This window comes from Pseudomonas guariconensis (assembly GCF_015680235.1).
In the GTDB taxonomy this organism is placed as follows: Bacteria; Pseudomonadota; Gammaproteobacteria; order Pseudomonadales; family Pseudomonadaceae; genus Aquipseudomonas; species Aquipseudomonas guariconensis_A.
This window is the reverse complement of the sequence record NZ_JADLJL010000013.1, coordinates 1-26812: the sequence shown is the minus strand read 5'-3', so window position 1 is coordinate 26812 and position 26812 is coordinate 1. Positions and strand designations below refer to the sequence as shown.

At 61.8% G+C, this 26812-nt stretch carries 22 protein-coding genes, 2 tRNA genes and 1 pseudogene; 16 read left to right on the top strand and 9 right to left on the bottom strand.

The window, feature by feature from the left end; genetic code table 11:
- Nucleotides 1–38 precede the first annotated feature (38 nt).
- Nucleotides 39–1277 (top strand): MATE family efflux transporter, encoded by a 1239-nt coding sequence (locus IRZ56_RS11515; RefSeq protein ID WP_196145044.1) that lies wholly within the window; start codon nucleotides 39–41, stop codon nucleotides 1275–1277.
- Nucleotides 1278–1448: 171 nt separating this feature from the next.
- Here the strand turns inward: IRZ56_RS11515 and IRZ56_RS11510 are convergent, their stop codons facing one another.
- The 4 genes from IRZ56_RS11510 to IRZ56_RS11495 form a co-directional block, all read right to left on the bottom strand.
- Nucleotides 1449–3014 (bottom strand): ABC transporter permease, encoded by a 1566-nt coding sequence (locus IRZ56_RS11510; RefSeq protein WP_196145043.1) that lies wholly within the window; start codon nucleotides 3012–3014, stop codon nucleotides 1449–1451.
- On the bottom strand, nucleotides 3014–4027 hold the full coding sequence (locus IRZ56_RS11505; protein ID WP_196145042.1) for an extracellular solute-binding protein: 1014 nt from the start codon (nucleotides 4025–4027) through the stop codon (nucleotides 3014–3016). The genes IRZ56_RS11510 and IRZ56_RS11505 overlap by 1 nt, the downstream gene beginning before the upstream one ends.
- Before the next feature lie 195 nt (nucleotides 4028–4222).
- Nucleotides 4223–4309 (bottom strand) — tRNA-Leu (locus IRZ56_RS11500).
- Nucleotides 4310–4396: 87 nt separating this feature from the next.
- Nucleotides 4397–4483, bottom strand: a tRNA-Leu gene (locus IRZ56_RS11495).
- Between the two features lie 270 nt (nucleotides 4484–4753).
- Here IRZ56_RS11495 and rnr point away from each other — a divergent pair.
- From rnr to azu, 9 genes are all read left to right on the top strand, one after another.
- Complete coding sequence (rnr, locus tag IRZ56_RS11490) at nucleotides 4754–7327, top strand: ribonuclease R (protein ID WP_196145041.1); 2574 nt, start codon at nucleotides 4754–4756, stop codon at nucleotides 7325–7327.
- Nucleotides 7324–8070, top strand: a complete 747-nt coding sequence (gene rlmB, locus IRZ56_RS11485) for a 23S rRNA (guanosine(2251)-2'-O)-methyltransferase RlmB (RefSeq protein ID WP_196145040.1) — start codon at nucleotides 7324–7326, stop codon at nucleotides 8068–8070. Before rnr ends, rlmB begins: the two co-directional genes overlap by 4 nt.
- A gap of 338 nt (nucleotides 8071–8408) precedes the next feature.
- Nucleotides 8409–8834, top strand: a complete 426-nt coding sequence (rpsF, locus tag IRZ56_RS11480; RefSeq protein ID WP_084854204.1) for a 30S ribosomal protein S6 — start codon at nucleotides 8409–8411, stop codon at nucleotides 8832–8834.
- A 29-nt stretch (nucleotides 8835–8863) separates the two neighbouring features.
- Entirely contained in the window at nucleotides 8864–9094 is a 231-nt protein-coding gene (gene rpsR / locus IRZ56_RS11475) for a 30S ribosomal protein S18 (protein ID WP_009403887.1), read from the top strand.
- A gap of 33 nt (nucleotides 9095–9127) precedes the next feature.
- Nucleotides 9128–10021 carry a hypothetical protein gene (locus IRZ56_RS11470; RefSeq protein ID WP_196145039.1) on the top strand — a complete coding sequence of 298 codons (894 nt, stop codon included), beginning with the start codon at nucleotides 9128–9130 and terminating at the stop codon, nucleotides 10019–10021.
- Nucleotides 10022–10041: 20 nt separating this feature from the next.
- Complete coding sequence (gene rplI / locus IRZ56_RS11465) at nucleotides 10042–10488, top strand: 50S ribosomal protein L9 (protein ID WP_196145038.1); 447 nt, start codon at nucleotides 10042–10044, stop codon at nucleotides 10486–10488.
- Nucleotides 10489–10600: 112 nt separating this feature from the next.
- Entirely contained in the window at nucleotides 10601–11998 is a 1398-nt protein-coding gene (gene dnaB, locus IRZ56_RS11460) for a replicative DNA helicase (RefSeq protein ID WP_196145037.1), read from the top strand.
- 148 nt (nucleotides 11999–12146) lie between these two features.
- Nucleotides 12147–14447 (top strand): YgiQ family radical SAM protein, encoded by a 2301-nt coding sequence (locus IRZ56_RS11455; RefSeq protein WP_196145036.1) that lies wholly within the window; start codon nucleotides 12147–12149, stop codon nucleotides 14445–14447.
- A gap of 470 nt (nucleotides 14448–14917) precedes the next feature.
- Nucleotides 14918–15367 carry an azurin gene (azu, locus tag IRZ56_RS11450; RefSeq protein WP_196145035.1) on the top strand — a complete coding sequence of 150 codons (450 nt, stop codon included), beginning with the start codon at nucleotides 14918–14920 and terminating at the stop codon, nucleotides 15365–15367.
- A 112-nt stretch (nucleotides 15368–15479) separates the two neighbouring features.
- Here azu and nadE read toward each other — a convergent pair whose 3' ends face one another.
- Together nadE and pncB are read right to left on the bottom strand one after the other, a co-directional pair.
- On the bottom strand, nucleotides 15480–16307 hold the full coding sequence (nadE, locus tag IRZ56_RS11445; RefSeq protein ID WP_196145034.1) for an ammonia-dependent NAD(+) synthetase: 828 nt from the start codon (nucleotides 16305–16307) through the stop codon (nucleotides 15480–15482).
- A 3-nt stretch (nucleotides 16308–16310) separates the two neighbouring features.
- Nucleotides 16311–17516 carry a nicotinate phosphoribosyltransferase gene (gene pncB / locus IRZ56_RS11440; protein WP_196145033.1) on the bottom strand — a complete coding sequence of 402 codons (1206 nt, stop codon included), beginning with the start codon at nucleotides 17514–17516 and terminating at the stop codon, nucleotides 16311–16313.
- Nucleotides 17517–18069: 553 nt separating this feature from the next.
- Here pncB and IRZ56_RS11435 point away from each other — a divergent pair.
- From IRZ56_RS11435 to IRZ56_RS11410, 6 genes are all read left to right on the top strand, one after another.
- Nucleotides 18070–19206 (top strand): branched-chain amino acid ABC transporter substrate-binding protein, encoded by a 1137-nt coding sequence (locus tag IRZ56_RS11435; RefSeq protein ID WP_196145032.1) that lies wholly within the window; start codon nucleotides 18070–18072, stop codon nucleotides 19204–19206.
- Between the two features lie 157 nt (nucleotides 19207–19363).
- Nucleotides 19364–20278 (top strand): ABC transporter permease subunit, encoded by a 915-nt coding sequence (locus tag IRZ56_RS11430; RefSeq protein ID WP_196145031.1) that lies wholly within the window; start codon nucleotides 19364–19366, stop codon nucleotides 20276–20278.
- 2 nt (nucleotides 20279–20280) lie between these two features.
- Nucleotides 20281–21585, top strand: a complete 1305-nt coding sequence (gene livM / locus IRZ56_RS11425) for a high-affinity branched-chain amino acid ABC transporter permease LivM (protein WP_196145030.1) — start codon at nucleotides 20281–20283, stop codon at nucleotides 21583–21585.
- Complete coding sequence (locus IRZ56_RS11420; protein WP_084854238.1) at nucleotides 21582–22457, top strand: ATP-binding cassette domain-containing protein; 876 nt, start codon at nucleotides 21582–21584, stop codon at nucleotides 22455–22457. The genes livM and IRZ56_RS11420 overlap by 4 nt, the downstream gene beginning before the upstream one ends.
- Nucleotides 22454–23170, top strand: a complete 717-nt coding sequence (locus IRZ56_RS11415) for an ABC transporter ATP-binding protein (protein ID WP_084854241.1) — start codon at nucleotides 22454–22456, stop codon at nucleotides 23168–23170. Before IRZ56_RS11420 ends, IRZ56_RS11415 begins: the two co-directional genes overlap by 4 nt.
- A gap of 659 nt (nucleotides 23171–23829) precedes the next feature.
- Complete coding sequence (locus IRZ56_RS11410) at nucleotides 23830–24597, top strand: SDR family oxidoreductase (protein ID WP_196145029.1); 768 nt, start codon at nucleotides 23830–23832, stop codon at nucleotides 24595–24597.
- A gap of 69 nt (nucleotides 24598–24666) precedes the next feature.
- On the opposite strand, the gene IRZ56_RS11405 is transcribed toward IRZ56_RS11410, so the two are convergent.
- From IRZ56_RS11405 to IRZ56_RS11395, 3 genes and pseudogenes are all read right to left on the bottom strand, one after another.
- Nucleotides 24667–25764 carry an AGE family epimerase/isomerase gene (locus IRZ56_RS11405; protein ID WP_196145028.1) on the bottom strand — a complete coding sequence of 366 codons (1098 nt, stop codon included), beginning with the start codon at nucleotides 25762–25764 and terminating at the stop codon, nucleotides 24667–24669.
- A gap of 168 nt (nucleotides 25765–25932) precedes the next feature.
- Nucleotides 25933–26565, bottom strand: a complete 633-nt coding sequence (locus IRZ56_RS11400) for a TetR family transcriptional regulator (RefSeq protein ID WP_196145027.1) — start codon at nucleotides 26563–26565, stop codon at nucleotides 25933–25935.
- Between the two features lie 121 nt (nucleotides 26566–26686).
- Nucleotides 26687–26812, bottom strand: a pseudogene (locus tag IRZ56_RS11395) (phage infection protein); the annotation flags it as partial.

Genomic DNA, 26812 nt, shown 5'->3' with positions numbered 1-26812 from the left:
CATTGGCCGGCCCTCTTATAATATCAAGGCTGGGAGACATGACGTCCTCATTTCTGTTCTTGTCATTCGTGGGACATTTCTTACCTAAATCGTTAAGTCAAGCGTCTTTCGCATGGGCGTTCATTTCGTTCTCTACCGTAGTTGGAATTGGTTTATTCTCTACACTTATGATTGATGCTGCGGGCCTTAAAGGAAATGCCAAAGAGCAAGCTAGTATCTTGCTTGCAACGGGCTTGAGGGTAGCTTTAACAGTAGCCTTTTCTATCTTTGGAGGTATTCTGGTTTTTTCAATGATGTGGCATGGGTTGGCAGGATTGTTAACGCCTATAAATCTAGGGCTCTTGATAATGTCGCTATCGCTTCCCGCAATCTACTGCCAAATTGTCGCCTTTAGCTATTTAAATGCAATCGGTCGTCCGGGATATGAGGTTAAGTTTGTCTGGCTGTCGAATGCTATATTCATGCTGGCTGGATTAGGTTACGCATACGCTAATTTGTCAGTGTCGTTCAGTTTGTTTGTTTTTATATATATTTTAATGCGCTGGATAATGGTATTTTTACTGTTGGTGTATGTTTCTAGCGCTGCGAGAAGAGGAAGCAAAAGGTCAATTTTATTTTATTTTCGAAATACGAAAGTCATTCCCTTCATGGTTAAGGGGGCTCCACTAGCGTTGTGTTTTGCCGGTGAGAGTTTTTTGTATTTTGCATTGTCATTAATCTCAAGCGGCCTAGGAAGTCTTGGGCTTTCAGCCTATCAGGCATCTTTGCATTTTTTGAGTTTGATTTATATGATATCAATTGGCGTGGGGAATGCCGTTGCCATACGCGTTGCGGGAGTTGCTCCCGGTAGAAATAGTTTGGCGGCAAAAGAAAATCTGCTGGAAGGGCTTAAGTTTGGTGGGTGCTTGATGATCCCATGCCTAATCGTCTGTTTCTTTCTGTCTGGGTATGTGGCTAGGCTCTACACGTCAGATTTGGCGGTGGCGGAATTAATTGGCCATAATATAAAGATTTCAGTGCCATTTCTGATTTTTGAGTTTGTGTACGTTGTGCTCAGGATGACGTTGCGAAGTCTTGGTGATTCTTGGGCCCCTACCATTGCCACAATGGTCTGCCTTAATGGGGTAGGGCTGTTTCTAACGTGGCTTCTCATTTATTTCTATGAGGCGAGTGTAAAGTCAGTTTTTATTGCTCTAAATTTTTGTGTTTTTATTTTAATGTTATATCTCATCTATCGGTTCTTGAAAATCTATCGAGAAAATACGAGGCTGAAGTAAACGGCTCTCGATACTTTTCGTAAGTTCACTGGGTATTCTGGATAAGCCACTATTTGACTATGCATATAGCTTGTCTTGTCGGTATGATTGCTCATCTTTGGACAATGTCTTGAGCGGTAGAAGTTAGCTGTGATGGTGAAACCCAAGCCGCATGGCAGCCTGGGCAAGCTCTCAAGCCTTGTTCAAATACATCCGCGTAGTCAGCAGATACACCGGCAACCCAGACACCACAATCAGCAACGCCGCATAAGGCGCCGCCGCCGCGAACTCGACGTTGGCGGTATGCGCCCACACCTCGGTGGCCAGGGTGGTCATGCCAGTTGGGCTCAGCAGTAGCGTCGCGGTCAGCTCTTTCATGGCATCGAGGAATACCAGGGCGAAGGCCGCCGCCAGGGCAGGGAAGATGATCGGCAGGGTGACCCGGCAGAAGGCGCCGAAGCTGCTCGAGCCCAAGGTGCGGGCGGCTTCTTCCAGGGTTGGCGAGGCCTTGTTCAGTGCCGTGCGCACTGGCGCCTGGGCCAGGGGCAGGAACAACAGTGCATAGGCCAGGATCAGCAGCGCGGTGGTCTGGTACAGCGCCGGCACGTAGTGCAGGGCGAAGAACACCAGGGTCAGGGCGATAACCAGGCCTGGCAGGGCATGCAACAGGTAGGGCAGGCGTTCGGCCCAGATCGCCAGGCGGCCTTTGTAGCGCACCACCAGGAAGCTGATCGGCAATGCCAAGAGGACGCAGAAACCGGCGCCACCCAGGGACACCGACAGCGAGGTCAGCAATGCTCTGCCGATCTCGGCCACCGGGAAGGCGGCCGAGGCGCCAACGCTCAACCAGTAGCCAAGCATCGCCAACGGAATGCCGCTGCCCAGTACCGCCAAGGCCAGGCAGAACAGCTGGGCCGCCGGCATCCAGCCGCGCAGTTTCACCGCTTGGGCGCGGCGTGCCACGCCCTGGCCGATGCGCACATGGCGCGCCTTGCCGCGTACCCGCAGTTCGAGCCAGAGCATCGCCAGGCACAGCGCCAGCAGCACTGCCGAAAGCATGGCCGCGTTGGCGTTGCTGAACTCGAGTTCGAACTGCTGGTAGATCGCCGTGGTGAAGGTCTGTAGGCCGAGAATCGACAGTGCGCCGAACTCCACCAGCATGTGGAGGGCGATCAGCAGTGCGCCGCCCAGCATCGAAGGCCACAACAGCGGCAGGGTGACTTTCAGGAATACCCCCCAGCGGCTGCAGCCCAGGGTGCGTGCCGACTCTTCCAGGGAGGTATCCAGGTTACGCAGGGTCGCCGCCACCGGCAGGAATACCAGTGGGTACTTGGACAGCGCCATGACCAGGATCGCCCCGCCCAGGCCTTCGAAGTCCGAGCTCAGCGATACCCAGGTGAAGCTGCTGACGAACGACGGCACGGCGAACGGCAGGCACAGCACCACGCCCCAGAGACGGCGACCCGGCAGGTCGCTGCGCTCGAGCAGCCAGGCCAGGGCCAGGCCGACGACCATGCACAGTGCTGTCACCCCGGCCATCAGCATCAGGGTGTTGCGCAGCAGGCCCCAGACGAATGGCCGCCAGAGCAGGCGCAAGGCTTCATGCCAGCCGGCCTCCCAGGCCTTGGTACCGACATACAGCAATGGCAGCACGCTCATCGCCACCAGGAACAGGACCGGCAGTACGACCCAGATGGAGGGGCGTTTGCGGCGTGGCACGAAGCGCGGCAAGGCCGCTTGGGGCAGGGCGGCGGTCATCAGAGCAGGCCGACCTCGCGCTCGAGCTCCAGGGCTTCCTCGGCATTACCCAGGTCGGCCGGGGTGATCTTCGGCGGGCGCAGGTCCTCGAACGGCTTCAGGCCCTGGTCGGAAACCATGCCCTTGTGCAGCGGGTACTCGGCGGTGGTCTGGGTGATCACGCGCTGGCCTTCTTCGCTGGCCATCCAGTTGAGCAGGGCCTGGGCTTCCTTGGGGTGCTTGCTGGCCTTGACCGCGCCTGCGCCGGAGATGGTCACCAGGTTGCCGGCGTCACCATCGGCCAGGTAGTACAGGCGGGTGTCCAGCTGGCCGCGCTCGCGCTTGAGGGCATACCAGTAGTAGTTGTTCACCAGCACGGCATCGACTTCACCTTTCTCCACGGCCTTGAGGGCAACCATGTTGTTGGTGTAGGTCTTGCCGAAGGCCTTGAGGCCGGTCAGCCATTCCTCGGTGGCTTCACGGCCGTGCAGCTTGAGGATGGCCACGGCCTGCTCCTGGAAGGCGCCGCTGGTGGGCACGTAGCCGACCCGGCGGTCCCACTCGGGGTTGGCAAAATCCATCACGGTGGTCGGCAGGTCTTTTTCGTCGACCTTCTTGGGGTTGTACACCACCACGCGGGTGCGTGCGGTGACGCCCATCCAGGTGCCGTTGGCGCCGACATATTCCTTGGGCAGCATGTTCAGGGTGGCGTCGTCGATCTTGGCCAGCAGGCCCAGCTCGCCCAGGTTGTTCAGGGGCGGGGATTCCTCGGTATAGATGACGTCGGCCGGGGAGCGGTCGCCTTCCTCGATGATCTGGCTGGCCAGCTGGTTGCTGCTGCCCTTGCGGATATTGATGTGGATACCGGTCTTGGCCTCGTAGGCCTTGGCGATGGCTTCACCGATTTCCTTGTGCTGGCCGTTGTACAGGGTCAAGGTGACCGGGTCGTCAGCCAGGGCGGCCGGTGCGCCGATCACCAGGCCGAGAACAACGGTGGCCAGGCTGCGCATCAGCAATTGCGGGCGGATCGTCATGCGGGTACTTCCTCGCTTACGGCTACATATTTGGAAACAATGGTAAACGAAATCGTTTCTCAAGTGGCCGTATGAAGGAAAATTCAGGGGCAGACCAAAGGGTGAGGGCGGCCTGGCCGCTTCTACAAGGGGGACCTGGGGAGGTAAAAAACGCATGCAAGAAAAAACCCACTAGCAAGCTAGTGGGTTTTTGTATGGTGCCCAGGAGAAGACTCGAACTTCCACGACCGTTAAGTCACTGATACCTGAAACCAGCGCGTCTACCAATTCCGCCACCTGGGCAAAGCTTTACATCGTCTGGTGAGGCGACAATCGTTCGCTTTCACACAGTAGTAACAGATCCTTGGTCATCTGTTACTTGAAAATCATTGGTGCCCAGGAGAAGACTCGAACTTCCACGGCCGTTAAGCCACTGATACCTGAAACCAGCGCGTCTACCAATTCCGCCACCTGGGCACACATTCGAGATAAAAGATGCTTTACAGCGCCGCTCATCTCTACTACAACTTCGGGGTTGTCCGTCGTTGTGGTGCGCACTATACGGACGCTCCTGAGGGCTGTAAAGCCCCCAGCTCAAAAAAATTTCAAAAAATTCAACTTGTTGATTCCGCAGGCCTATTCCCGCACACCGGGCATGCCGCTGGGGCTGTCCAAGGCTGACATTTCCGGTTTCAATACGCCTATGCCAGAATTCCTATCTATATACCCCAAGGTGAACCCCTTCTGATGGCCGATTGGCAATCCCTCGATCCCGAGGCCGCTCGCGAAGCGGAAAAATACGAGAATCCCATTCCCAGCCGTGAGCTGATCCTGCAGCGCCTTGCCGACCGTGGCGAGCCCGCCGCCCGCGAAGAGCTGGCCGCAGAGTTCGGCCTGCACGACGAAGACCAGATCGAAGCCCTGCGCCGTCGCCTGCGCGCCATGGAGCGTGACGGCCAGCTGATCTATACCCGGCGCGGCACCTATGCCCCGGTGGACAAGCTGGACCTGATCTGCGGCCGCGTCTCCGGCCACCGTGACGGCTTCGGCTTCCTTATTCCCGACGATGGCAGCGAGGACCTGTTCCTCAGCCCCGCGCAGATGCGCCTGGTGTTCGACGGCGATCGCGGCCTTGCCCGCGTCTCGGGGGTCGACCGCCGTGGCCGCCGCGAAGGCGTGTTGGTTGAAATCATCTCCCGCGCCCACGAGAGCGTGGTCGGCCGATACTTCGAGGAAGGCGGCATCGGCTACGTGACCCCTGACAACCCGAAGATCCAGCAAGAAGTGCTGGTCACCGCCGGGCGTAACGGGGGGGCCAAGATCGGCCAGTTCGTCGAGATCAAGATCACCCACTGGCCGACGCCGCGCTTCCAGCCCCAGGGCGACGTGGTCGAGGTCATCGGCAACTACATGGCGCCGGGCATGGAGATCGATGTCGCTCTGCGCAGCTACGACATCCCGCATGTCTGGCCCAAGGACGTGATCAAGGAGGCGCGCAAGTTCCGCTCCGAGGTCGAGGAGAAGGACAAGGAGAAGCGTGTCGACCTGCGCCACCTGCCGTTCGTCACCATCGACGGCGAGGACGCCCGCGACTTCGACGATGCGGTCTATTGCGAACCGCTGGGCAAGCTGCGCCTGTTCTCCGGTGGCTGGCGCCTGTACGTGGCGATCGCCGATGTCTCAAGCTACGTGCGCCTGGGTTCGGCCCTGGACGTCGAGGCGCAGCAGCGCGGCAACTCGGTGTACTTCCCCGAGCGCGTCGTGCCCATGCTGCCCGAGGAGCTTTCCAACGGCCTGTGCTCGCTGAACCCGCACGTCGATCGCCTGGCCATGGTCTGTGAAATGACCATCAACAAGGCCGGCCAAATGGTCGACTACCAGTTCTATGAAGGCGTCATCCACTCCCATGCGCGCCTGACCTACAACAAGGTCAGCAGCATGCTCGAGCATGCCCGCACCCGCGAAGGCAAGGCCCTGCGCGAGGAGTACAGCGCCGTCCTGCCGGACCTCAAGCACCTCTACGCGCTGTACAAGGCGCTGGTGGCTGCTCGCCATACCCGTGGCGCCATCGACTTCGAGACCCAGGAAACCCGCATCATCTTCGGTGAAGACCGCAAGATCGATGAAATCCGCCCGACCGTGCGCAACGACGCCCACAAGCTGATCGAGGAATGCATGCTGGCGGCCAACGTCGCGACTGCCGAATTCCTGCAAAAGCATGGCGTCCCGGCCCTGTACCGCGTGCACGACGGTCCGCCGCCGGAGCGCCTGGAAAAACTGCGCGCCTTCCTGGGCGAGCTGGGCCTGTCACTGCACAAGGGCAAGGAGCCTTCGCCGAAGGACTACCAGGCCCTGCTGGCGAGCATCGCCGAGCGCCCGGACTTCCACCTGATCCAGACCGTCATGCTGCGCTCGCTGAGCCAGGCGGTGTACAGCGTCGAGAACAACGGCCACTTCGGCCTGAACTACGAGGCCTACACCCACTTCACTTCGCCGATCCGCCGTTACCCGGACTTGCTGGTCCACCGCGCCATCCGCAGCGTCATCCGCTCGAAGGTCGACACTCCGCACGTCAAGCGTGCCGGCGCCATGAGCATCCCGAAGGCGCGGATCTACCCGTACGACGAGAATGCCCTCGAGCAGATGGGCGAGCAGTGCTCGATGACCGAGCGGCGCGCCGATGAGGCCACCCGCGACGTGGTCAACTGGCTCAAGTGCGAATACATGCGTGACCGCGTCGGCGAGACCTTCCCAGGGGTGATCACCGCGGTGACCGGCTTTGGCCTGTTCGTCGAGCTGACCGACATCTATGTCGAAGGCTTGGTGCATGTCAGCGCCCTGCCGGGCGACTACTACCACTTCGACCCGGTGCATCACCGCCTGTCCGGCGAACGCAGCGGGCGCAGCTTCCGCCTGGGCGATACGGTCGAGGTCAAGGTCATGCGCGTCGACCTGGAGCAGCGCAAGATCGACTTCGAAATGTCCGAGCAGGCCGTCGCCGCCCCGGTCGGCCGCAAGTCGCGTGCTGCCGCCCCGCAAGCCGCTACTGCCACCGTCGAGCCTGCCCCGGAGCCGAAGATTTCGCCCAAGCCGCGCAGCCGCAAGAGCGAGGCGTCCGAGGCGTACTTCCCCAAGGACGCCGTGCAGCGCAACGCCGAAGTGCGCAAGAGCCGCGAAATGAAGAAGGCGCTGATGAGCGAGGCCCGCCACAGTCACGCCAGCGGCAAGTCGGAGAAGGGCGCCAAGGCGTCTGGCAAGCCGACCAAGCATCGCAAGGGGCCGTCGAAGTCCGGCGCGCCGCGTAAAGGCAAGAAGTCATGAGCCAGCTGGAAAAAATCTACGGCGTACATGCCGTGCAAGGGCTGCTGCAGCATCATCCCAAGCGGGTCAAGCAGATCTGGTTGTCGGAAGGGCGCAGCGAGCCGCGTGTCCAGGCCCTGCTGGAGCTGGCCGCGGAAAACCGCGTGCCGGTCGGCCAGGCCGAACGCCGTGAGCTGGACGCCTGGGTCGAGGGCGTGCACCAGGGCGTGGTCGCCGAGGTCAGCCCCAGTCAGGTCTGGGGCGAGGCCATGCTCGACGAGATGCTCGAGCGCGCCGAGCAGCCGCCGCTGATCCTGGTGCTCGATGGCGTCACCGACCCGCACAACCTCGGTGCCTGCCTACGTACCGCGGATGCCGCCGGCGCGACTGCGGTAGTCATCCCCAAGGACAAGTCGGCGACCTTGACCGCCGTGGTGCGTAAGGTTGCCTGCGGCGCCGCCGAGGTGATCCCGCTGGTGGCCGTGACCAACCTCGCCCGTACCCTGGAAAAACTCCAGCAGCGAGGCCTGTGGATCGTCGGCACCGCCGGCGAGGCCGAGCAGGAGCTGTACCAGCAGGACCTGACCGGGCCGATCGCCATCGTCATGGGGGCTGAAGGCAAGGGCATGCGCCGTCTCACCCGCGAGCATTGCGATTTCCTGGTCAAGCTGCCGATGGCCGGTAGCGTGAGCAGCCTGAACGTGTCGGTGGCCACCGGCGTGTGCTTGTTCGAGGCCGTGCGCCAGCGTCAGGGCAAGCGCTGAGTGTGAGGGCCCCATCGCCGGCAGGCCGGCTCCCACAGAGATCCCTATAGGAGATCACCCAGCCCACCTGCTCCCATAAGGCCTCGCAAAATCAAATAGTTATGCGTGGTTCTATGGGAGCCCGCTTGCCGGCGATAGCGGTATCGCAGCCGGAATGGTTTCAGACTGTTCAAATAATCGCCAACAGCCTTGCTTGTGCCCCCCGCCTTCTCTACAATTGCGCCCCTTGCCAAGCAGGCAGGCGCGCATGTGCCTTCTTTTCAAGGCAAGACATACAGTGTCATTCACTCCTTGTCTGACCAGGGTGCTGGCAGACTACTAACCCGTAAGGAGCATTCATGCGTCATTACGAAATCATCTTCCTGGTTCACCCGGACCAGAGCGAGCAAGTCGGCGGCATGGTTGAGCGTTACACCAAGCTGATCGAAGAAGACGGCGGCAAGATCCACCGCCTGGAAGACTGGGGCCGTCGTCAGCTGGCCTACGCCATCAACAACGTTCACAAGGCTCACTACGTGATGCTGAACGTTGAGTGCACCGGCAAGGCCCTGGCCGAGCTGGAAGACAACTTCCGCTACAACGATGCCGTGATCCGTAACCTGATCATCCGTCGCGACGAAGCCGTCACCGGCCCGTCCGAGATGCTGAAGGCCGAAGAGAACCGCAGCGAGCGCCGTGAGCGTCGTGAGCGTCCTGAAGCTGCTGATGGCGCCGAAGGCGACGACAGCAACGACAGCGACAACAGCGATAACGCTGACGAGTAATCCACGGACCTTTTTGAGGAGCCTATTACATGGCACGTTTCTTCCGTCGTCGTAAATTCTGCCGCTTCACTGCCGAAGACGTGAAAGAGATCGACTACAAAGATCTCAACACCCTGAAAGCTTACGTATCCGAAACCGGCAAAATCGTTCCAAGCCGTATCACCGGTACCAAAGCTCGTTATCAGCGTCAGCTGGCTACCGCTATCAAGCGCGCCCGCTTCCTGGCCCTGCTGCCCTACACCGACAGCCACGGCCGCTGAGACCGGGTCGTCGACAAGTAGCAAGGGATAAGCATGCGAGCGTTGGCTGATTTCATCATGCGCGGTCGTGTGCAGGCCTCCATCGTGGTGGCCGGTTGTGCGGCATTGCCGCTGTTGTTCTGGTTGAGTGCCGCCGCCGGGAGCTTGGTGTTCCTGCGGCGCGGTTTCAAGGACGCTTCCTCGGTCATCGTCTGGGGCATCTTGCCGGCGTTGGCCTGGTGGGTCTTCGGCGAGCCACGCACCTTGATGGTGCTGCTGGGGACGCTGGGGCTGGCTGCGCTGTTGCGCGCCGGGCATTCCTGGAACCGGGTGCTGTTGTCCAGCATCGCTCTGGGCCTGTTGTACGGTGTTGTGCTTGGTTCGGTGTTCCGCGAACCGATCGAAGCTCTGGCGCGAGCGCTTGAAAAAGCCCTGCCGCAGATGCTCGACGGCCTCTACCAGCAGTTATCGGTAGAGGAACAGGCACACCTTGGAAGCCTCATCGTACCGGTGCTCGGCGGCCTGATCGCGGCCCTGTTGCAAGTTGTCAGTGTGCTGGCCCTGATGTTGGGGCGCTACTGGCAAGCCGTGTTGTACAACCCGGGAGGTTTCGGCCGCGAGTTTCAAGCGGTGCGGATTCCCCTGGTGCCGATGCTGGTGCTGTTGGTCTGCATGCTGTTCGGCCCGAACCTCGGTTCCGGGCTGGCATTGCTGACGCCACTGTGCAGCGTACCGCTCATGTTCGCGGGCATTGCCCTGCTGCATGGGTTGGTGGCCCAGAAACGCCTGGCCAGGTTCTGGCTGGTGGGGTTGTACGTGACGCTGGTGCTGTTCATGCAGCTGACCTATCCGTTGCTCGTGGTCCTGGCCATTGTCGATAGCCTGATTGATTTTCGCGGTCGCAAGTCCCCTCACCAGGGTGACGACTCCGCGAACGGTGAAGGTTAAAAGTTAAGAGGTTTTACCAAATGGAACTGATCCTGCTGGAAAAAGTCGCCAACCTGGGCAACCTGGGCGACAAAGTAAAAGTTAAAGGTGGTTACGGCCGTAACTTCCTGCTGCCTTTCGGCAAGGCTGTCGTTGCCAACGCCGTCAACCTGGCTGCGTTCGAAGAGCGTCGCGCCGAGCTGGAAAAGGCCGCTGCTGACCGTAAAGCTTCGGCTGAAAGCCGTGCTGCCCAACTGGCCGAGCTGGAAGTGACCATCACTGCCACCGCCGGTGACGAAGGCAAGCTGTTCGGTTCGATCGGCACCCACGACATCGCTGACGCCCTGACCGCCTCCGGCGTTGAAGTGGCCAAGGCTGAAGTTCGTCTGCCGAACGGTACCATCCGCCAGGTTGGCGAATACGACGTAGCCGTGCACCTGCACAGCGACGTCGAAGCCACCGTACGCGTGGTTGTCGTCGCAGCCTAAGCTGCAGCGATCGGTTGGCTCCTTGCGGGCCAGCCGGTAACATCGGGCACGGTCCTGCTTCCAGCAGGTCGTGCCCTTTGTCTTTTTCATCACCCAGATTCTTCGCGTGGACATGAACGAGATCAGCAACCCCGAACAGCTAGACCTGCAGACCGCCGCCCTCAAGGTGCCGCCGCATTCCATCGAGGCCGAACAGGCCGTGCTCGGTGGCCTGATGCTGGACAACAACGCCTGGGAACGTGTGCTGGACCAGGTGTCGGACGGGGATTTCTACCGGCATGACCACCGCCTGATCTTCCGCGCCATTCACAAGCTGGTGGATCAGAACCAGCCGTTCGACGTAGTCACCCTGCACGAGCAGTTGGACAAGGAAGGCCTGTCGTCGCAGATCGGCGGCCTGGCTTACCTGGCCGAGCTGGCCAAGAACACCCCCTCGGTAGCCAACATCAAGGCCTATGCGGCGATCATTCGCGAGCGCGCCACCCTACGCCAGCTGATCAGCATCAGCACCGACATCGCCGACAACGCCTTCAACCCCCAAGGCCGAAACGCTGCGCAGATCCTCGACGATGCCGAGCGGCAGATCTTCCAGATCGCCGAGGCCCGCCCCAAGACGGGTGGCCCGGTGGGCGTCAACGAACTGCTGACCAAGGCCATCGATCGCATCGACACGCTGTTCAACTCCGACAGCGACATCACGGGCCTGTCCACCGGCTATACCGACCTCGACGAAAAGACCAGCGGCCTGCAGCCAGCCGACCTGATCATCGTCGCGGGCCGTCCATCGATGGGCAAGACCACCTTCGCCATGAACCTGGTGGAGAATGCTGTGCTGCGCAGCGACAAGGCCGTGCTGGTGTTCTCCCTGGAGATGCCCGGCGATGCACTGATCATGCGTATGCTTTCGTCGCTGGGGCGTATCGACCAGACCAAGGTGCGTTCCGGCCAGCTGGACGACGATGACTGGCCGCGCCTGACCTCGGCGGTCAACCTGCTCAACGACCGCAAGCTGTTCATCGACGATACCGCCGGTATCAGCCCGTCGGAGATGCGTGCCCGTACCCGTCGCCTGGTGCGCGAGCACGGCGACATCGCCATGATCATGGTCGACTACCTGCAGCTGATGCAGATCCCAGGTTCCAGTGGTGACAACCGGACCAACGAGATTTCCGAGATCTCCCGTTCCCTCAAGGCCCTGGCCAAGGAATTCAACTGCCCGGTCATCGCCCTGTCCCAGCTCAACCGTTCCCTGGAGCAGCGCCCGAACAAACGCCCGGTGAACTCCGACCTGCGTGAATCCGGTGCGATCGAGCAGGATGCCGACGTGATCATGTTCGTCTACCGCGACGAGGTGTATCACCCCGAGACCGAGCACAAGGGCATAGCCGAGATCATTATCGGCAAGCAGCGTAACGGCCCCATCGGCTTCATCCGTCTGGCGTTCATCGGCAAGTACACCCGTTTCGAGAACCTCGCACCGGGCATGTACAACTTCGACGACGACGAATAGACCCTTGTAGGAGCGGCACAAGGCCGCTCCTACAGCATTCCAGCCGTCCCTCGCTTTCGATGAATCCGACCTTTGTCGTCGGATTTGATCAAAATTTGTGCTATATTCCGCGCCCGCGATTTCCCTGCACATCACACCGGTCATTGACATGCAAGCAGCCAAGCCACTCTACGACTATCCCAAGTACTGGGCCGAATGCTTCGGGCCAGCGCCTTTCCTGCCGATGAGCAGGGAGGAGATGGATCTGCTCGGCTGGGACTCCTGCGACATCATCATCGTGACCGGTGATGCGTACGTCGACCATCCGTCGTTCGGCATGGCCATCATTGGCCGTCTGCTGGAGGCTCAGGGCTTCCGTGTTGGCATCATCGCCCAGCCGAACTGGCAGTCGAAGGACGACTTCATGAAGCTCGGCGAGCCGAACCTGTTCTTCGGTGTCGCGGCCGGCAACATGGACTCGATGATCAACCGCTACACCGCGGACAAGAAGATCCGCTCCGACGACGCCTATACCCCAGGTGGCATGGCCGGCAAGCGTCCGGACCGCGCCAGCCTGGTCTACAGCCAACGCTGCAAGGAAGCCTACAAGCACGTACCGATCGTGCTCGGCGGCATCGAAGCCTCCCTGCGCCGTATCGCGCATTACGACTACTGGCAGGACAAGGTCCGCCACTCCATCCTGATCGACGCCAGCGCCGACATCCTGCTGTTCGGCAACGCCGAGCGCGCGGTGGTCGAGGTGGCCCAGCGCCTGGCCAGCGGCGAGAAGATCGAGAGCATCACCGATGTGCGTGGTACCGCGTTCGTACGCCGTGACACGCCAGAAGGCTGGTACGAGATCGACTCCACCCGCATCGACCGCCCGGGCCGGGTCGACAAGATCATCAACCCGTACGTGAACACCCAGGATACCCAGGCCTGCGCCATCGAGCAGGCCAAGGGCGAGGTCGAGGACCCGAACGAAGCCAAGGTGGTGCAGATACTCGACAGCCCGCGCATGACCCGGGAGAAATCGGTGATCCGCCTGCCGTCGTTCGAGAAGGTGCGCAACGACCCAGTGCTCTATGCCCACGCCAACCGTGTGCTGCACCTGGAGACCAACCCGGGCAACGCCCGTGCTCTGGTGCAGAAACATGGTGAGGTGGATGTGTGGTTCAACCCGCCACCCATTCCCATGAGCACCGAGGAAATGGACTACGTGTTCGGCATGCCCTACGCGCGCGTGCCGCACCCGGCCTATGGCAAGGAGCGTATCCCGGCCTACGAGATGATCCGTTTCTCGGTGAACATCATGCGTGGCTGCTTCGGTGGCTGCACCTTCTGCTCGATCACCGAGCACGAAGGCCGCATCATCCAGAACCGCTCGCACGAGTCGATCCTGAACGAAATCGAAGAGATGCGCGACAAGGTACCGGGCTTCACCGGCGTGGTCTCCGACCTGGGTGGCCCGACCGCCAACATGTACCGCATCGCCTGCAAGAGCCACGATATCGAGAAGCACTGCCGCAAGCCGTCGTGCGTATTCCCGGGGATCTGCGAGAACCTCAATACCGATCACAGCTCGTTGATCGAGCTGTACCGCAAGGCCCGTGCCTTGCCGGGGGTGAAGAAGATCCTGATCGCCTCGGGCCTGCGCTACGACCTGGCGGTGGAGTCGCCGGAGTACGTCAAGGAGCTGGTGACCCACCACGTGGGCGGCTACCTGAAGATCGCTCCGGAGCACACCGAGCGTGGCCCGCTGGACAAGATGATGAAGCCGGGCATCGGTACCTATGACCGCTTCAAGCGCATGTTCGAGAAGTTTTCGAAGGAGGCGGGCAAGGAGCAGTACCTGATCCCGTACTTCATCGCCGCCCACCCCGGCACCACCGATGAGGACATGATGAACCTCGCCCTGTGGCTCAAGGGCAACGGCTTCCGCGCTGACCAGGTGCAGGCGTTCTACCCATCGCCCATGGCCTCGGCCACGGCCATGTACCACTCGGGCAAGAACCCGCTGCGTAAGGTCACCTACAAGAGCGAGGGGGTGGAGATCGTCAAGAGCGAGGAGCAACGCCGCCTGCACAAGGCGTTCCTGCGCTACCACGACCCGAAGGGCTGGCCGATGCTGCGTGAGGCCCTGCAGCGCATGGGCCGCGCCGACCTGATTGGCCCGGGCAAGCACCAGCTGATTCCATTGCACCAGCCGCAGACCGACAGCTACCAAAGCGCGCGGCGCAAGAACTCGACCCCGGCCGGCAGCCACAAGGTGGGCAAGGACCAGAAAGTCCTCACCCAGCACACCGGCCTGCCGCCGCGGGCCAGCGATGGCAGCAAGCCCTGGGACAAGCGCGAGAAGGCCAAGGCCGAGGCATTCGCCCGCAACCAGCAGGCGGCCAAGGAGCGCAAGGAAGCGGCCAAGGGTGGCAAGGGCAAGAAGAAGCCGCGCCAGCCAGTCATTCCGCGCTGACGGGTCCATTTCTGGGGCTGCTTTGCAGCCCATCGCGGCACAAGGCCGCTCCTACAGGGGTATGCGCTGTCCTGTAGGAGCGGCCTTGTGCCGCGAACGGACCGCAAAGCGGTCTCGAATCCCAAGATCAATCAGGCATCTTGTCGACCCGCTCATCTCCAATCCCATCCGCTCCCAAGGCCGGACTCACTCCGGGCGGGAGAACTCGCACAGCGCGCCGGTGGCCCCGTGGGCATAGGCGGCGAGCAGGCTGTTCATGAAATTCGAAATAAACATTGTCATGGCTCCTGTAATGAGAGGTTGTCCCATCGTCCTTCAAGAGGGCATGATGTGCACTTAGATTGGTTGTATACAATCCATTGAACAAATCTACTGGCTGGCCCCTCGATCCTCCTTGACGCACGTCAGCGAGGGGGAAACAGGTTTCAGGCAGTCTCGCAATTGATAAAACCCTGCCAAGGAGATTCACGATGTTTGCGAAAGCTGTAGCGGTATCCCTGCTGACCCTCGCCAGCGCCTCTGTCTTCGCAGCCGAGTGCTCGGTGACTGTCGAGTCCACCGACCAGATGTCCTACACCACCAAGGAATTCACCGTAGACAAGAGCTGCAAGGAGTTCACCGTCAAGCTGACCCACTCGGGCAACCTGCCGAAGAACGTCATGGGCCACAACCTGGTGATCAGCAAGACTGCCGACATGCAGGCCATCGCCACCGAAGGCATGTCCCAGGGCCTGGACAAGGACTACCTGAAGGCCGATAACGCCAACATCATCGCCCACACCAAGATGATCGGCGCGCCGGAGAAGGAAACCGAGGTGAAGTTCGACACTTCCAAGCTGGAAGCCGGTGGTGACTACAGCTTCTTCTGCACCTTCCCGGGCCACATCTCGATGATGAAGGGCAAGGTCATCGTCAAGTAAGCAAAACCTGACGCAGTGCCTCGTGTGGGGGCGGGCTTGCCCGCGAATGCGACGGTGGATTCATCATCGCATTCGCGGGTAAACCCGCTCCCACCGTTCGTTCTACCGTTTATTACGGCGCGAACGGCAGCTCGCGCTTGTGCTGGGTCTTGCGGTAGGTGGCGACGATGATGTCGAACGCTTCCTGGCGCACCGGCTCGCCGTGCAGGAACGCATCGATTTCCTGATAGGTCACACCGTGGGAGGCTTCGTCCGGCTTGCCCGGCGCAAGGTCCTCCAGGTCTGCGGTCGGCACCTTCTCCACCAGCGCCTCGGGTGCGCCGAAACTGCGGGCGATATCGCGAACCTGGTTCTTCACCAGCCCGCTCAGCGGCGCCAGGTCGCAGGCACCATCACCAAACTTGGTAAAGAAGCCCATCACCGCTTCAGCCGCGTGGTCGGTACCAATCACCAGCCCTGCGCGGGCGCCGGCGATGGCGTACTGGGCCACCATGCGCATGCGTGCCTTGACGTTGCCCACCACGAAATCCACCAACGTTGGCGAGCCGCCTTCCAGGGCCTTGGTTTCGTTTGTCAGGGCGCGCACCGCCGGGGCGATGTCGACGGTGTGGACTTCGTCGGCCTTGATGACCTCCAGGCAGGCCTGGGCATCGTGCTCGTCGTGCTGCACCTGATACGGCAGGCGCACGGCGATGAAGCGGTAGGTCTCGTCGCCGGTCTCGGCACGCAGCTCGTTGATGGCGCGCTGGGCGAGCAGGGCGGCGGTCAGCGAGTCGACCCCGCCGCTGATGCCCAGAACCAGCGTCTTGAGCCGGGCATTGGCCAGGCACTGCTTGATGAAGGCCACGCGCCGGGCGACTTCGGCCTCGAGCGCAGCGGCATCGGCGAACGGCGGCTGCACCTTGAGCTGCTGGGCAATCTCTCGCTGAACGGCTTGCATGGGTTACTCCTTGCTGGGGACTTTGAATACGTGACGCAGGTAGGCGACGAAGTTTGCGTCTCGGCATTGGGTCTTGGCGGCTTCGTCGGAAATCTTGGCCACCGGCGAGCCATTGCAGTCGGTCATTTTAAGCACGATGCTCATGGGCGCCACCCCAGGGATGTCGCATGTCAGGTTGGTGCCGATGCCGAAACTCACATTGATGCGACCGCGCAGGGCGCGGAAGATTTCCAGCGAGCGGGTCAGGTTCAGCCCGTCGGAGAACACCAAGGTCTTGGTCATCGGGTCGATGCCCAGTTTCTGGTAGTGGGCAATGGCTTTTTCCGCCCAGGCCACCGGCTCGCCGGAATCGTGGCGCAGGCCGTCGAAGAGCTTGGCGAAATACAGGTCGAAATCATTCAGGAAGGCATCCATGGTGATGCAGTCGGTCAGGGCGATACCCAACAGCCCGCGGTATTCGCGTACCCAGCAGTCCAGGGCGGCGATCTGGCTGTCGATCAGCCGCGGGCCGAGCTGCTGGTGGGCCATGATCCATTCGTGGGCCATGGTGCCCAGGGGTTTTACGTCCAATTTCCAGGCCAGGTCGACATTGCTGGTGCCCACGAAGCGCGCCGGGAAGTCATCGCGCAGCACCTTCACCACTTCTTCCTGTACGCGGCTGGAGAAACGCCGGCGGGTGCCGAAGTCGGCGACCTGCAGTGCGGCCAGCTCCTCGTCGGTGGCATGGGCACGTAGCCAGTCGAACTTGCGATAGAGCTGGTCGCGCGCTTCGGCCAGACGCATGCGCGGGTGCAGATGGCGGTTGCGCACTTCGCTGACGATCGCCAGCAGGGGCACTTCGAAGAGGATCACATGCAGCCAGGGGCCGCGCAGGCGTAAGCACAGCTGGTCGTGCTCGATGCCGATGCGCACGTAGCGCAGGTTGAAGCGGAACAGGCGCAGAAAGCGCAGGAAATCAGGCTTGAGGAAGCTGATGCGTTCGAGGAACTCCAGCTGGCCATCGTCGAGGGTGAGGTCGCTGAGCAGTTCGATCTGATTGCGGATCTCGCCCAGGTAGGGGCGCAGGTCCTCGCCGTTGCGGCAGCGGAATTCCCATTCCACGTCGGCATCCGGGTAGTTGTGCAGGACGGCCTGCATCATGGTCAGCTTGTAGAAGTCGGTGTCGAGCAGGTTGTGCACGATGCGCTCGGCAAATGCGCTCTCGCTCATTGAAAGGCTCCAGGTGGCGGCGCTCGCGTAATGAAGGCGAGCGCGCTGAATGCGGGCCATTGTGCCAGTCTTTTGGCTGTCATTGTGTCGGCGGCCTTGTAGGAGGTGCGGCGGTCCGACGTGTCCCGCGATTGGCCGGTCCTGCGATCACGATTAATGGCAAGGGCTTGGCCCTCGATCGCGGGCCCAGCCTGCTACAAAGGGCACGGCACACATCGACCCATTTCCCAGCCTTGAAACGGTGCCGCCTGTAGCAGTCGCGCACTATCAGTGTGCAGTTCGGTGACGTTCGCTGTTACAGGGTGGTTGCACGTAAACACTTGCCCTGGTTGCAATGATGGCGCTGCATGGTTGCGCCTTGTCTAGGGAAGAGGGTGGCGCCGTGCCTGTGGCAGACGGTTGCACGCTCAATAAAGAAAAGGCCGTCGGTCGCCTCTGGCCTGCCGCATGGGTGCGTTTTGCGCAAGGACAAAACCTCTGGCACGCCGCTTGCTCTGAGCTTGATGCTGAAAGTTGTAGTGCCAACCAAAAAAACTCTAAGGAGCACCACCTCATGTCGCAGACGTTCTACAAGAAAGGTTTCCTGGCGCTCGCCGTCGCTTCGGCACTGGGTGTCTCTTCGTTTGTTCAAGCCGACGTCAAGATCGGTGTCGCGGGCCCGATGACCGGAGCCAACGCAGCGTTTGGCGAACAGTACATGAAAGGTGCCCAGGCGGCCGCCGACAAGATCAACGCCGCCGGCGGGGTGAACGGCGAGAAGATCGTCCTGGTCAAAGGGGACGATGCTTGCGAGCCGAAGCAGGCCGTGGCCGTGGCCAACCGCCTGGTCGACCAGGACAAGGTGATCGGCGTGGTCGGCCACTTCTGCTCCTCCAACACCATTCCCGCTTCCGAGGTCTACGACGAAGCCGGCGTGATCGCCATCACCCCAGGCTCCACCAACCCGCAGGTCACCGAGCGTGGCCTGAGCGCCATGTTCCGCATGTGCGGCCGTGACGACCAGCAGGGCATCGTCGCCGGCGACTACATCGTCGATGTGCTCAAGGGCAAGAAGGTCGTGGTCCTGCATGACAAGGACACCTATGGCCAGGGCCTGGCCGACGCCACCAAGGCACAGCTCGAGAAACGCGGCGTGAAGCCGGTGCTGTACGAAGGCCTGACTCGTGGCGAGAAGGATTTCAGCGCCGTGGTCACCAAGATCCGCGCCGCCGGTGCCGATGTCGTCTATTTCGGCGGCCTGCACCCGGAAGCCGGCCCGCTGGTACGCCAGCTGCGCGAGCAGGGCCTGAAGGACGTCAAGTTCATGTCCGACGACGGCATCGTCACCGACGAACTGGTAGCCACTGCCGGTGGCGCCCAGTACGTCAATGGCGTGTACATGACCTTCGGCGCCGACCCGCGCCTGCTGCCCGACAGCAAGGCGGTGGTGGAGGAGTTCCGCAAGGCCGGCACCGAGCCTGAAGGCTACACCCTGTACGCCTATGCCTCCTTGCAGGCCCTGGCCGCCGCATTCAACGGCGCCAAGTCGAACAAGGGCGAAGACGCCGCCGAATGGCTCAAGGCCAACCCGGTCAAGACCGTCATGGGCGAGAAGAAGTGGGACAGCAAGGGCGACCTGACCGTCTCCGACTACGTGGTCTACCAGTGGGACGCCAACGGCAAGTACCACCAGCTGGAAAAACAAAAATAAAAATGGCGACCGGCCCGGATGCGCAGTGCTCCGGGCCATAGCCCCGCGGTACCTGTCTTTATCCGTAGATCTGCACAGTTCTGCGCTGCGAGGGCCGCTTCAGCGGTGGTCCGCCGTGGTCGGCGCTCGTGCAATCTCAATCAGGTGAGATTGCGTTATGGATGGTATTTTCCTGCAGCAACTGATCAATGGGCTGACCCTCGGGTCTGTCTATGGTCTGATCGCCATCGGCTACACAATGGTCTATGGCATCATCGGCATGATCAACTTCGCGCACGGCGAGGTGTATATGATCTCCGCGTACCTCGCGGCGATCAGCCTGGCATTGCTGGCCTATTTCGGTATCGAGTCGTTTCCGCTGCTGATGTTGGGAACCTTGTTGTTCACCATCGTCGTGACCGGCGTCTACGGCTTCACCATCGAGCGCATCGCCTACAAGCCCCTGCGTAACTCCACCCGCCTGGCACCCTTGATCAGTGCCATCGGCATCTCGCTGATCCTGCAGAACTACGCGCAGATCAGCCAGGGCGCCCGCCAGCAAGGCGTGCCGACCCTGCTCGAAGGCGCTGTACGCGTCGAAGTGGGCACCGGTTTCGTGCAGCTGACCTACACCAAGATCTTCATCCTGGTGGCGGCCTTCGTCGGCATGGGCCTGCTCACCTATGTCATCAAGTACACCAAGCTCGGCCGCATGTGCCGTGCCACCCAGCAAGACCGCAAGATGGCCTCGATCCTGGGGATCAACACCGACCGGGTGATCTCCTACGTGTTCGTCATCGGCGCGGTGATGGCCGCCCTGGCTGGCGTGCTGATCACCATGAACTACGGCACCTTCGACTTCTATGCCGGCTTCATCATCGGCATCAAGGCGTTCACCGCCGCGGTGCTCGGCGGGATCGGCTCGCTCCCCGGCGCCATGCTTGGCGGCATCATCCTGGGGATCTCCGAGTCGCTGTTCTCCGGCCTGATCAACTCCGACTACAAGGACGTGTTCAGTTTCTCGCTGCTGGTGATGATCCTGATCTTCCGTCCCCAGGGCCTGCTGGGTCGCCCGCTCGTGGCTAAGGTGTGAACATGTCTGCTGCCAATCCTGTTTCGCCCAATACTGTTTCTTCCGGTTTCGACATCAAGCGCAGCCTGCTGGAGACCATCGTCGCGGGCCTGCTCGCCCTGATCGTCTTCGGCCCTGTGGTCGGCGTGGTGCTCGATGGCTACAGCTTCAACGCCGAGCCTCGCCGCGTGGCTTGGCTGGTCGGCGGCGTGATGCTCGGGCGCTTCCTGCTCAGCCTGTACCTGCAGACCGCCCGCGGGCAGCGCATGCTCCAGGGCTTCGAAAGCGGCGGCTCGGGGGTGCATGTGCTGGCGCCGGACTACAAGTCGCGGCTGCGCTACATCATCCCGGCGCTGATCGTCATCGCCATGGTCTTCCCGATCTTCGCCAACAAGTACCTGCTCACGGTGGTCATCCTCGGCTTGATCTACGTGCTGCTGGGCCTTGGCCTGAACATCGTGGTGGGCCTGGCCGGCCTGCTCGACCTGGGCTATGTGGCGTTCTACGCCATCGGCGCCTACGGCCTGGCCCTGGGCTACCAGTACCTGGGCCTGGGCTTCTGGAGCGTGCTGCCGCTGGCGGCGATCGCGGCAGCGTTGGCAGGGTGTATCCTCGGTTTCCCGGTGTTGCGCATGCACGGCGACTACCTGGCGATCGTGACCCTGGGCTTCGGCGAGATCATCCGCCTGGTGCTGAACAACTGGCTGTCGTTCACCGGCGGCCCGAACGGCATGCCGGCGCCTGCACCGACCTTCATGGGCCTGGAGTTCGGGCGCCGGGCCAAGGACGGTGGGGTGCCGTTCCATGAGTTCTTCGGCATCGACTACAACCCCAACCTGAAATTCCTCTTCATCTACGTGGTGCTGTTCCTGGTGGTGCTGGCGGTGTTGTACATCAAGCACCGGCTGACCCGCATGCCGGTCGGCCGCGCCTGGGAAGCCTTGCGCGAAGACGAGATCGCCTGCCGCTCCATGGGCCTGAACCATGTGCTGGTCAAGCTCTCGGCTTTCACCATCGGCGCCTCCACCGCAGGCCTTGCCGGGGTGTTCTTCGCCACCTACCAAGGCTTCGTCAACCCGTCCTCGTTCACCTTCTTCGAGTCTGCGCTGATCCTGGCCATCGTGGTGCTGGGCGGCATGGGCTCGACCGTGGGCGTGGTGATCGCGGCGTTCGTGCTGACCGTGGCACCGGAGCTTCTGCGCAGCTTCTCCGAATACCGGGTGCTGCTGTTCGGCGTACTGATGGTGTTGATGATGATCTGGCGACCTCGCGGGTTGATCCGTATCAGCCGCGCCGGTGTGGTCCCGCGTAAAGGAGTGGCGCCATGAGCGACGATATCATTCTCTCGGTCGACAACCTGATGATGCAGTTCGGCGGCATCAAGGCGCTCAGCGATGTCAGCCTGAAGGTCCGGCGCAACCAGATCTTCGCCCTGATCGGCCCCAACGGAGCCGGCAAGACCACTGTGTTCAACTGCCTCACCGGCTTCTACAAGGCCAGTGGCGGGCGCATCGAGCTGAATGTGCGCGGCGGCAAGACCAACGTCATCCAGCTGCTGGGCGAGCGCTTCCAGCCGGGCGACTTCGTGTCGCCGGCGCGTTTCGCCAACCGCATGTACTACAAGATGTTCGGCGGTACCCACCTGGTCAACCGCGCCGGGTTGGCCCGCACGTTCCAGAACATCCGGCTGTTCAAGGAAATGTCGGTGGTGGAAAACCTGCTGGTGGCCCAGCACATGTGGGTCAACCGCAACCTGCTGGCCGGTGTGCTCAATACCAAGGCCTACCGCAAGGCCGAGAGCGATGCCCTGGACCATGCGTTCTACTGGCTGGAAGTGGTCGACCTGGTCGATTGTGCCAACCGCTTGGCGGGCGAATTGTCCTACGGCCAGCAGCGCCGTCTGGAAATCGCCCGGGCCATGTGCACCCGGCCGAAGATCATCTGCCTGGACGAGCCGGCCGCTGGCCTCAACCCCCAGGAAACCGAGGCGCTCAGCCGCATGATCCGGGTGTTGCGCGACGAGCATGACATCACCGTGGTGCTGATCGAGCACGACATGGGCATGGTCATGAGCATTTCCGACCACATCGTGGTGCTCGACCATGGCAACGTGATTGCCGAAGGCGCCCCGCAGGACATCCGCAACAACCCGACGGTGATCGCCGCCTACCTGGGTGCCGACGAAGAGGAACTGGTATGAGTGCACCCATTCTCGAGCTCAAGGACCTGGACGTGTTCTACGGGCCGATCCAGGCCCTGAAGAAAGTCAGCATGCACATCAACGAAGGCGAGACGGTGAGCCTGATCGGGGCCAATGGCGCCGGCAAGTCGACCCTGCTGATGTCGATCTTCGGCCAGCCGCGGGCGGCGTCGGGGCATATCGTCTACCGCGGTACCGATATCACCCGCAAGTCGTCGCACTACATCGCCTCCAACGGCATTGCCCAGTCGCCGGAAGGGCGCCGGGTGTTCCCCGACATGACCGTCGAGGAGAACCTGATGATGGGGACCATCCCCATCGGCGACAAGCATGCCGATGCGGACATGCAGCGCATGTACGAGCTGTTTCCGCGGTTAAAGGAACGCCGCAATCAGCGGGCCATGACCATGTCCGGCGGCGAGCAGCAGATGCTCGCCATCGCCCGGGCGTTGATGAGCCGGCCCAAGCTGTTGCTGCTCGACGAGCCATCGCTGGGGCTGGCGCCGATCGTGGTCAAGCAGATCTTCTCGACCTTGCGCGAACTGGCCCAGAGCGGGATGACCATCTTCCTGGTGGAGCAGAACGCCAACCATGCGTTGAAGCTGTCCGACCGGGCCTATGTGATGGTCAACGGGCAGATCCGCATGAGCGGGACAGGTAAGGAACTGCTGGCCAACGAGGAGGTGCGTAACGCCTACCTGGGCGGGCACTGACCAATGGCCTGATGCCGGCAAGCCGGCTCCCACAGGGTAGAGCAGCATTACACGTGTGGGAGTCGGCTTGCCGGCGATTGGGCTCTTGGGTTCTCGTATGTGGACAACTTGTCGCACACCTTGCTTGAAGCTTCGTAAAACTGCTTCGCAAGTCATTGTTTCCACAGGCTTCGCTTTGTCCACGGATCGTGTGGAACCGGCTGTGGAAAACATGGTGGCATGTGGCGCAAAGCCTTTGGCATCAAGGGTTGTAGTGATCTGTACGTTTTTTGACCAAAAGCATTCCGTGGGTGATTTCCCCTTGCTTTCAAGCACCTGGGGCGACGTGCGGCTGTCTGGGAAAAGCTGTGGATAACTCTGTGCAAAAGCCTTGGACAGACCGCTGCAGGCGCCGCCGCTGAAAGCCTTGGGCCATCATGGCAAGGCGCTTTCGGCAGCCTGCCTGGGAAAAAACGTTCCGCTGCATGGACAACTTGCCCCCAATCCGTGGGGAAAGCCTTGTGGATAACGTGCGCATAGGTGTATTCGAGGCCTCTGTCACAAGGGTTTCGGCGATCTGGCTATTTCTTGATCAGCTGTTGGATTGGCTTGCTGGCAATCGCGCTGGCGGGCATGCTGCAAGCCTGCCTACGAACTTATCCACCTGAAAGGAGATCAGCATGACGTCCACCGTATTCATTACCGGCGCCACTTCCGGGTTCGGTGAAGCCACTGCCCGACGTTTCGCCGAGGCTGGCTGGAAGCTGGTGCTCACCGGTCGGCGCAAGGAGCGCCTGGATGCCCTGTGCGCCGAGCTGTCGGCCCAGACCGAAGTGCATGGCCTGGTGCTCGATGTGCGTGACCGCAAGGCCATGGAGCAGGCCATCGGCAACCTGCCGCCGGCGTTCGACAAGCTGCGCGGGCTGGTCAACAACGCAGGCTTGGCCCTGGGCGCGGAGCCTGCACAGAACTGCGACCTGGACGACTGGGAAACCATGGTCGACACCAACATCAAGGGGCTGATGTACACCACCCGGCTATTGCTGCCGCGCCTGATCGCCCATGGCCGTGGCGCGAGCATCCTCAATGTGGGGTCGGTGGCGGGTAACTATCCCTATCCGGGCAGCCATGTGTACGGCGGCACCAAGGCCTTCGTCGGGCAGTTCTCCCTGAGCCTGCGCTGCGACCTGCGTGGCACGGGCGTGCGCGTCAGCAACATCGAGCCGGGGCTGTGCGAAAGCGAGTTTTCGCTGGTGCGCTTCGGCGGGGACCAGGCGCGCTACGACGCGACCTACGCGGGTGCCGAGCCGATCCAGCCACAGGACATCGCCGAGACCATCTTCTGGATCCTCAACCAGCCGGCGCACATCAATATCAACAGCCTGGAGTTGATGCCGGTGAGCCAGGACTGGGCAGGGTTCTCGATCGATCGGTCGGCCAAGCAGTAGGCCGGCACAAGACCTGTGGGAGATCACCCAGCCCTTCGGGGTGTGCTCCCACAGGTAACGTGCAATCGTTCAGGCCAGGCGCTGCAAGCCTTCCAGGCAGGTCGCCAGGTGGTAGGGCGTGGTCGAGGGCATGTCATGCCGGCTCACCGCGCCGTTGCCGTCGCGGCATTCGTGCCAGCCGCCTGCATGCAGGAACCGTTCTTCCAGCGCGTGCAACTGGGCCTGCACCTTGCCCTCGTTGCCCGGCCGCAGGGCCAGTGCCCGCAGGTATTCGGCCTGGGCCCAGATGCGTTGGGTCGGGTCGAGCACCCGGCCGTCCACATCCAGCATGGCCAGCACCGCCGAATCCTTGACCCCATGGCGCTCGGCATAGTCGAACGCCCGGGTGATGGAGGCGTGCAGCGCGCTTTCACGCAACAGCGGCGAAGTATCGAGCAAATAGAACCATTCGAACTGGTGGCCTGGTTCGAACCAGTTATCCACAGCCCCACGGGGTTTTTCCAGCATCAGGCCATGGACCGGGTCGATGAAGTGGGCCTGCAGGGCCTCGCACAGGTGCAATAGGGCCTGGCGGGTAGGGTCATCGTCGCGTACCGCCAAGGTTTGCAGGAAGGCCTCGGCCAGGTGCATTTGCGGGTTCTGCAACGGGCCGCTGCCCAGGTCCGACCAATCCTCGCCCAGGCTCGCCTCGTACAGCCCGTCGTCACGGGCGAAGCGCTCGGCGACGATGCCCAGGGCCGCGTTCAGCGCCGATTCCACCAACCCTTCGCGCACCTTGCCCCAGTAATGGGCGCAGGCGAAAACGACGAAGGCATGGGTGTAGAGGTCCTTGCGCCGGTCCAGCGGCCGGCCTTCGGCGTCGATGCTGTAGAACCAGCCGCCGTGCTCGGCATCATGGAAATGCCGTTGCAGGGAGCGGAACAGCGCTGCAGCACGTTCGGCCGCACCTGGTTGCTCGATACGGCTGCTGAACAGGTACAGCTGGCGGGCGCAGGCCATGGCCCGGTAGCGTTGGACCGGCATCGGCCGGTGCGCACTGTCGAGCGCCTCGAAGGGCAGGGCCAGCTCGGCATTCCAGCCCGGGCCTTGCCACAGCGGCACGATGCGCTCGGCGAAATGCTGGTTGAAGCGGGCCAGTTCGGGCAGGGTTTGGCAGGGGTTGGGCATGAAGGCGCTCGTCGCTATCGGGCAGTGCGCCATGGTAGCAGAACGGGGTTGCGGGTTGCTTGCGCTGCCCCAATCGCCGGCAAGCTGGCTTCCATAGAACAGCGCATAACTACTTGATTTTGCGGACCCTTGTGAGAGCCGGCTTGCCGGCGATTGGGCTGACGCTGTTCAGCCTGGGTTGCCGAGCCCTTGCCAGTGTCGTGCGCCGACGAAGATGAAGCGCAGCTGCTGGGTGATCTTTTCCTGGGGCGTCAGTGTTTGCGGATTGTCGGGGTCGGGACAATCGATCAGTTCCGGCAAGGTGGCGAACACGGTCTTGACCACCAGGTCGGCCATGACCGCCAGGGCCGCGCTGTCCAGGTGCTGCCAGCGGGACATGCGGGCAAGGTCGGTGGCCAGGTCGTCGCTGATGTCCTGGCGCAGGCGGGCGATGGCCTGGCGCACGGCCTGGGAGCCGCCGTACTGCTCGCGGGCCAGGAACAGGAACTGGGCGCGGTGCGCGGCGACCACATCGAGGAAGATGCGCACCGAGGCATCGGTGATGCCACCGAGCTCGAATTCGTTGTGCCGCACCAGACGGATGGTCTGGCGGAAGGTGGCATCGACTTCGGCGACCAGAGCCAGGCCCAGCGCGTCCATGTCGGGAAAGTGGCGGTAGAAGCCCGTGGGCACGATGCCGGCGGCCTTGGCCACCTCGCGCAGGCTGATGCTGCCGAAGCCCCGGCCGCTCTCCATGAGCTGGCAGGCGGCATCCAGCAGGGCCTGGCGGGTCTGTAGCTTCTGTTCAGCGCGCGGCAGCATGGGGCGGATTCTGTGGCTATACGGCTGGGCACTCTAGATAAAAAAACGAAGCCCGGTCAATGGACCGGGCTTGGAGGGGAACAGCCAGCGCAGGAAGGGTTATTGTTCTTGGCCATGGCGATCAGCTCATGCGGCTGAGTTCGACCAGGCGATCGGAACCACCCTCGGCAACGCGGTTGTTACGCTCGATCAGGCGATCGGAACCGCCTTCGGCAACGCGGTTGTTACGCTCGATCAGGCGATCGGA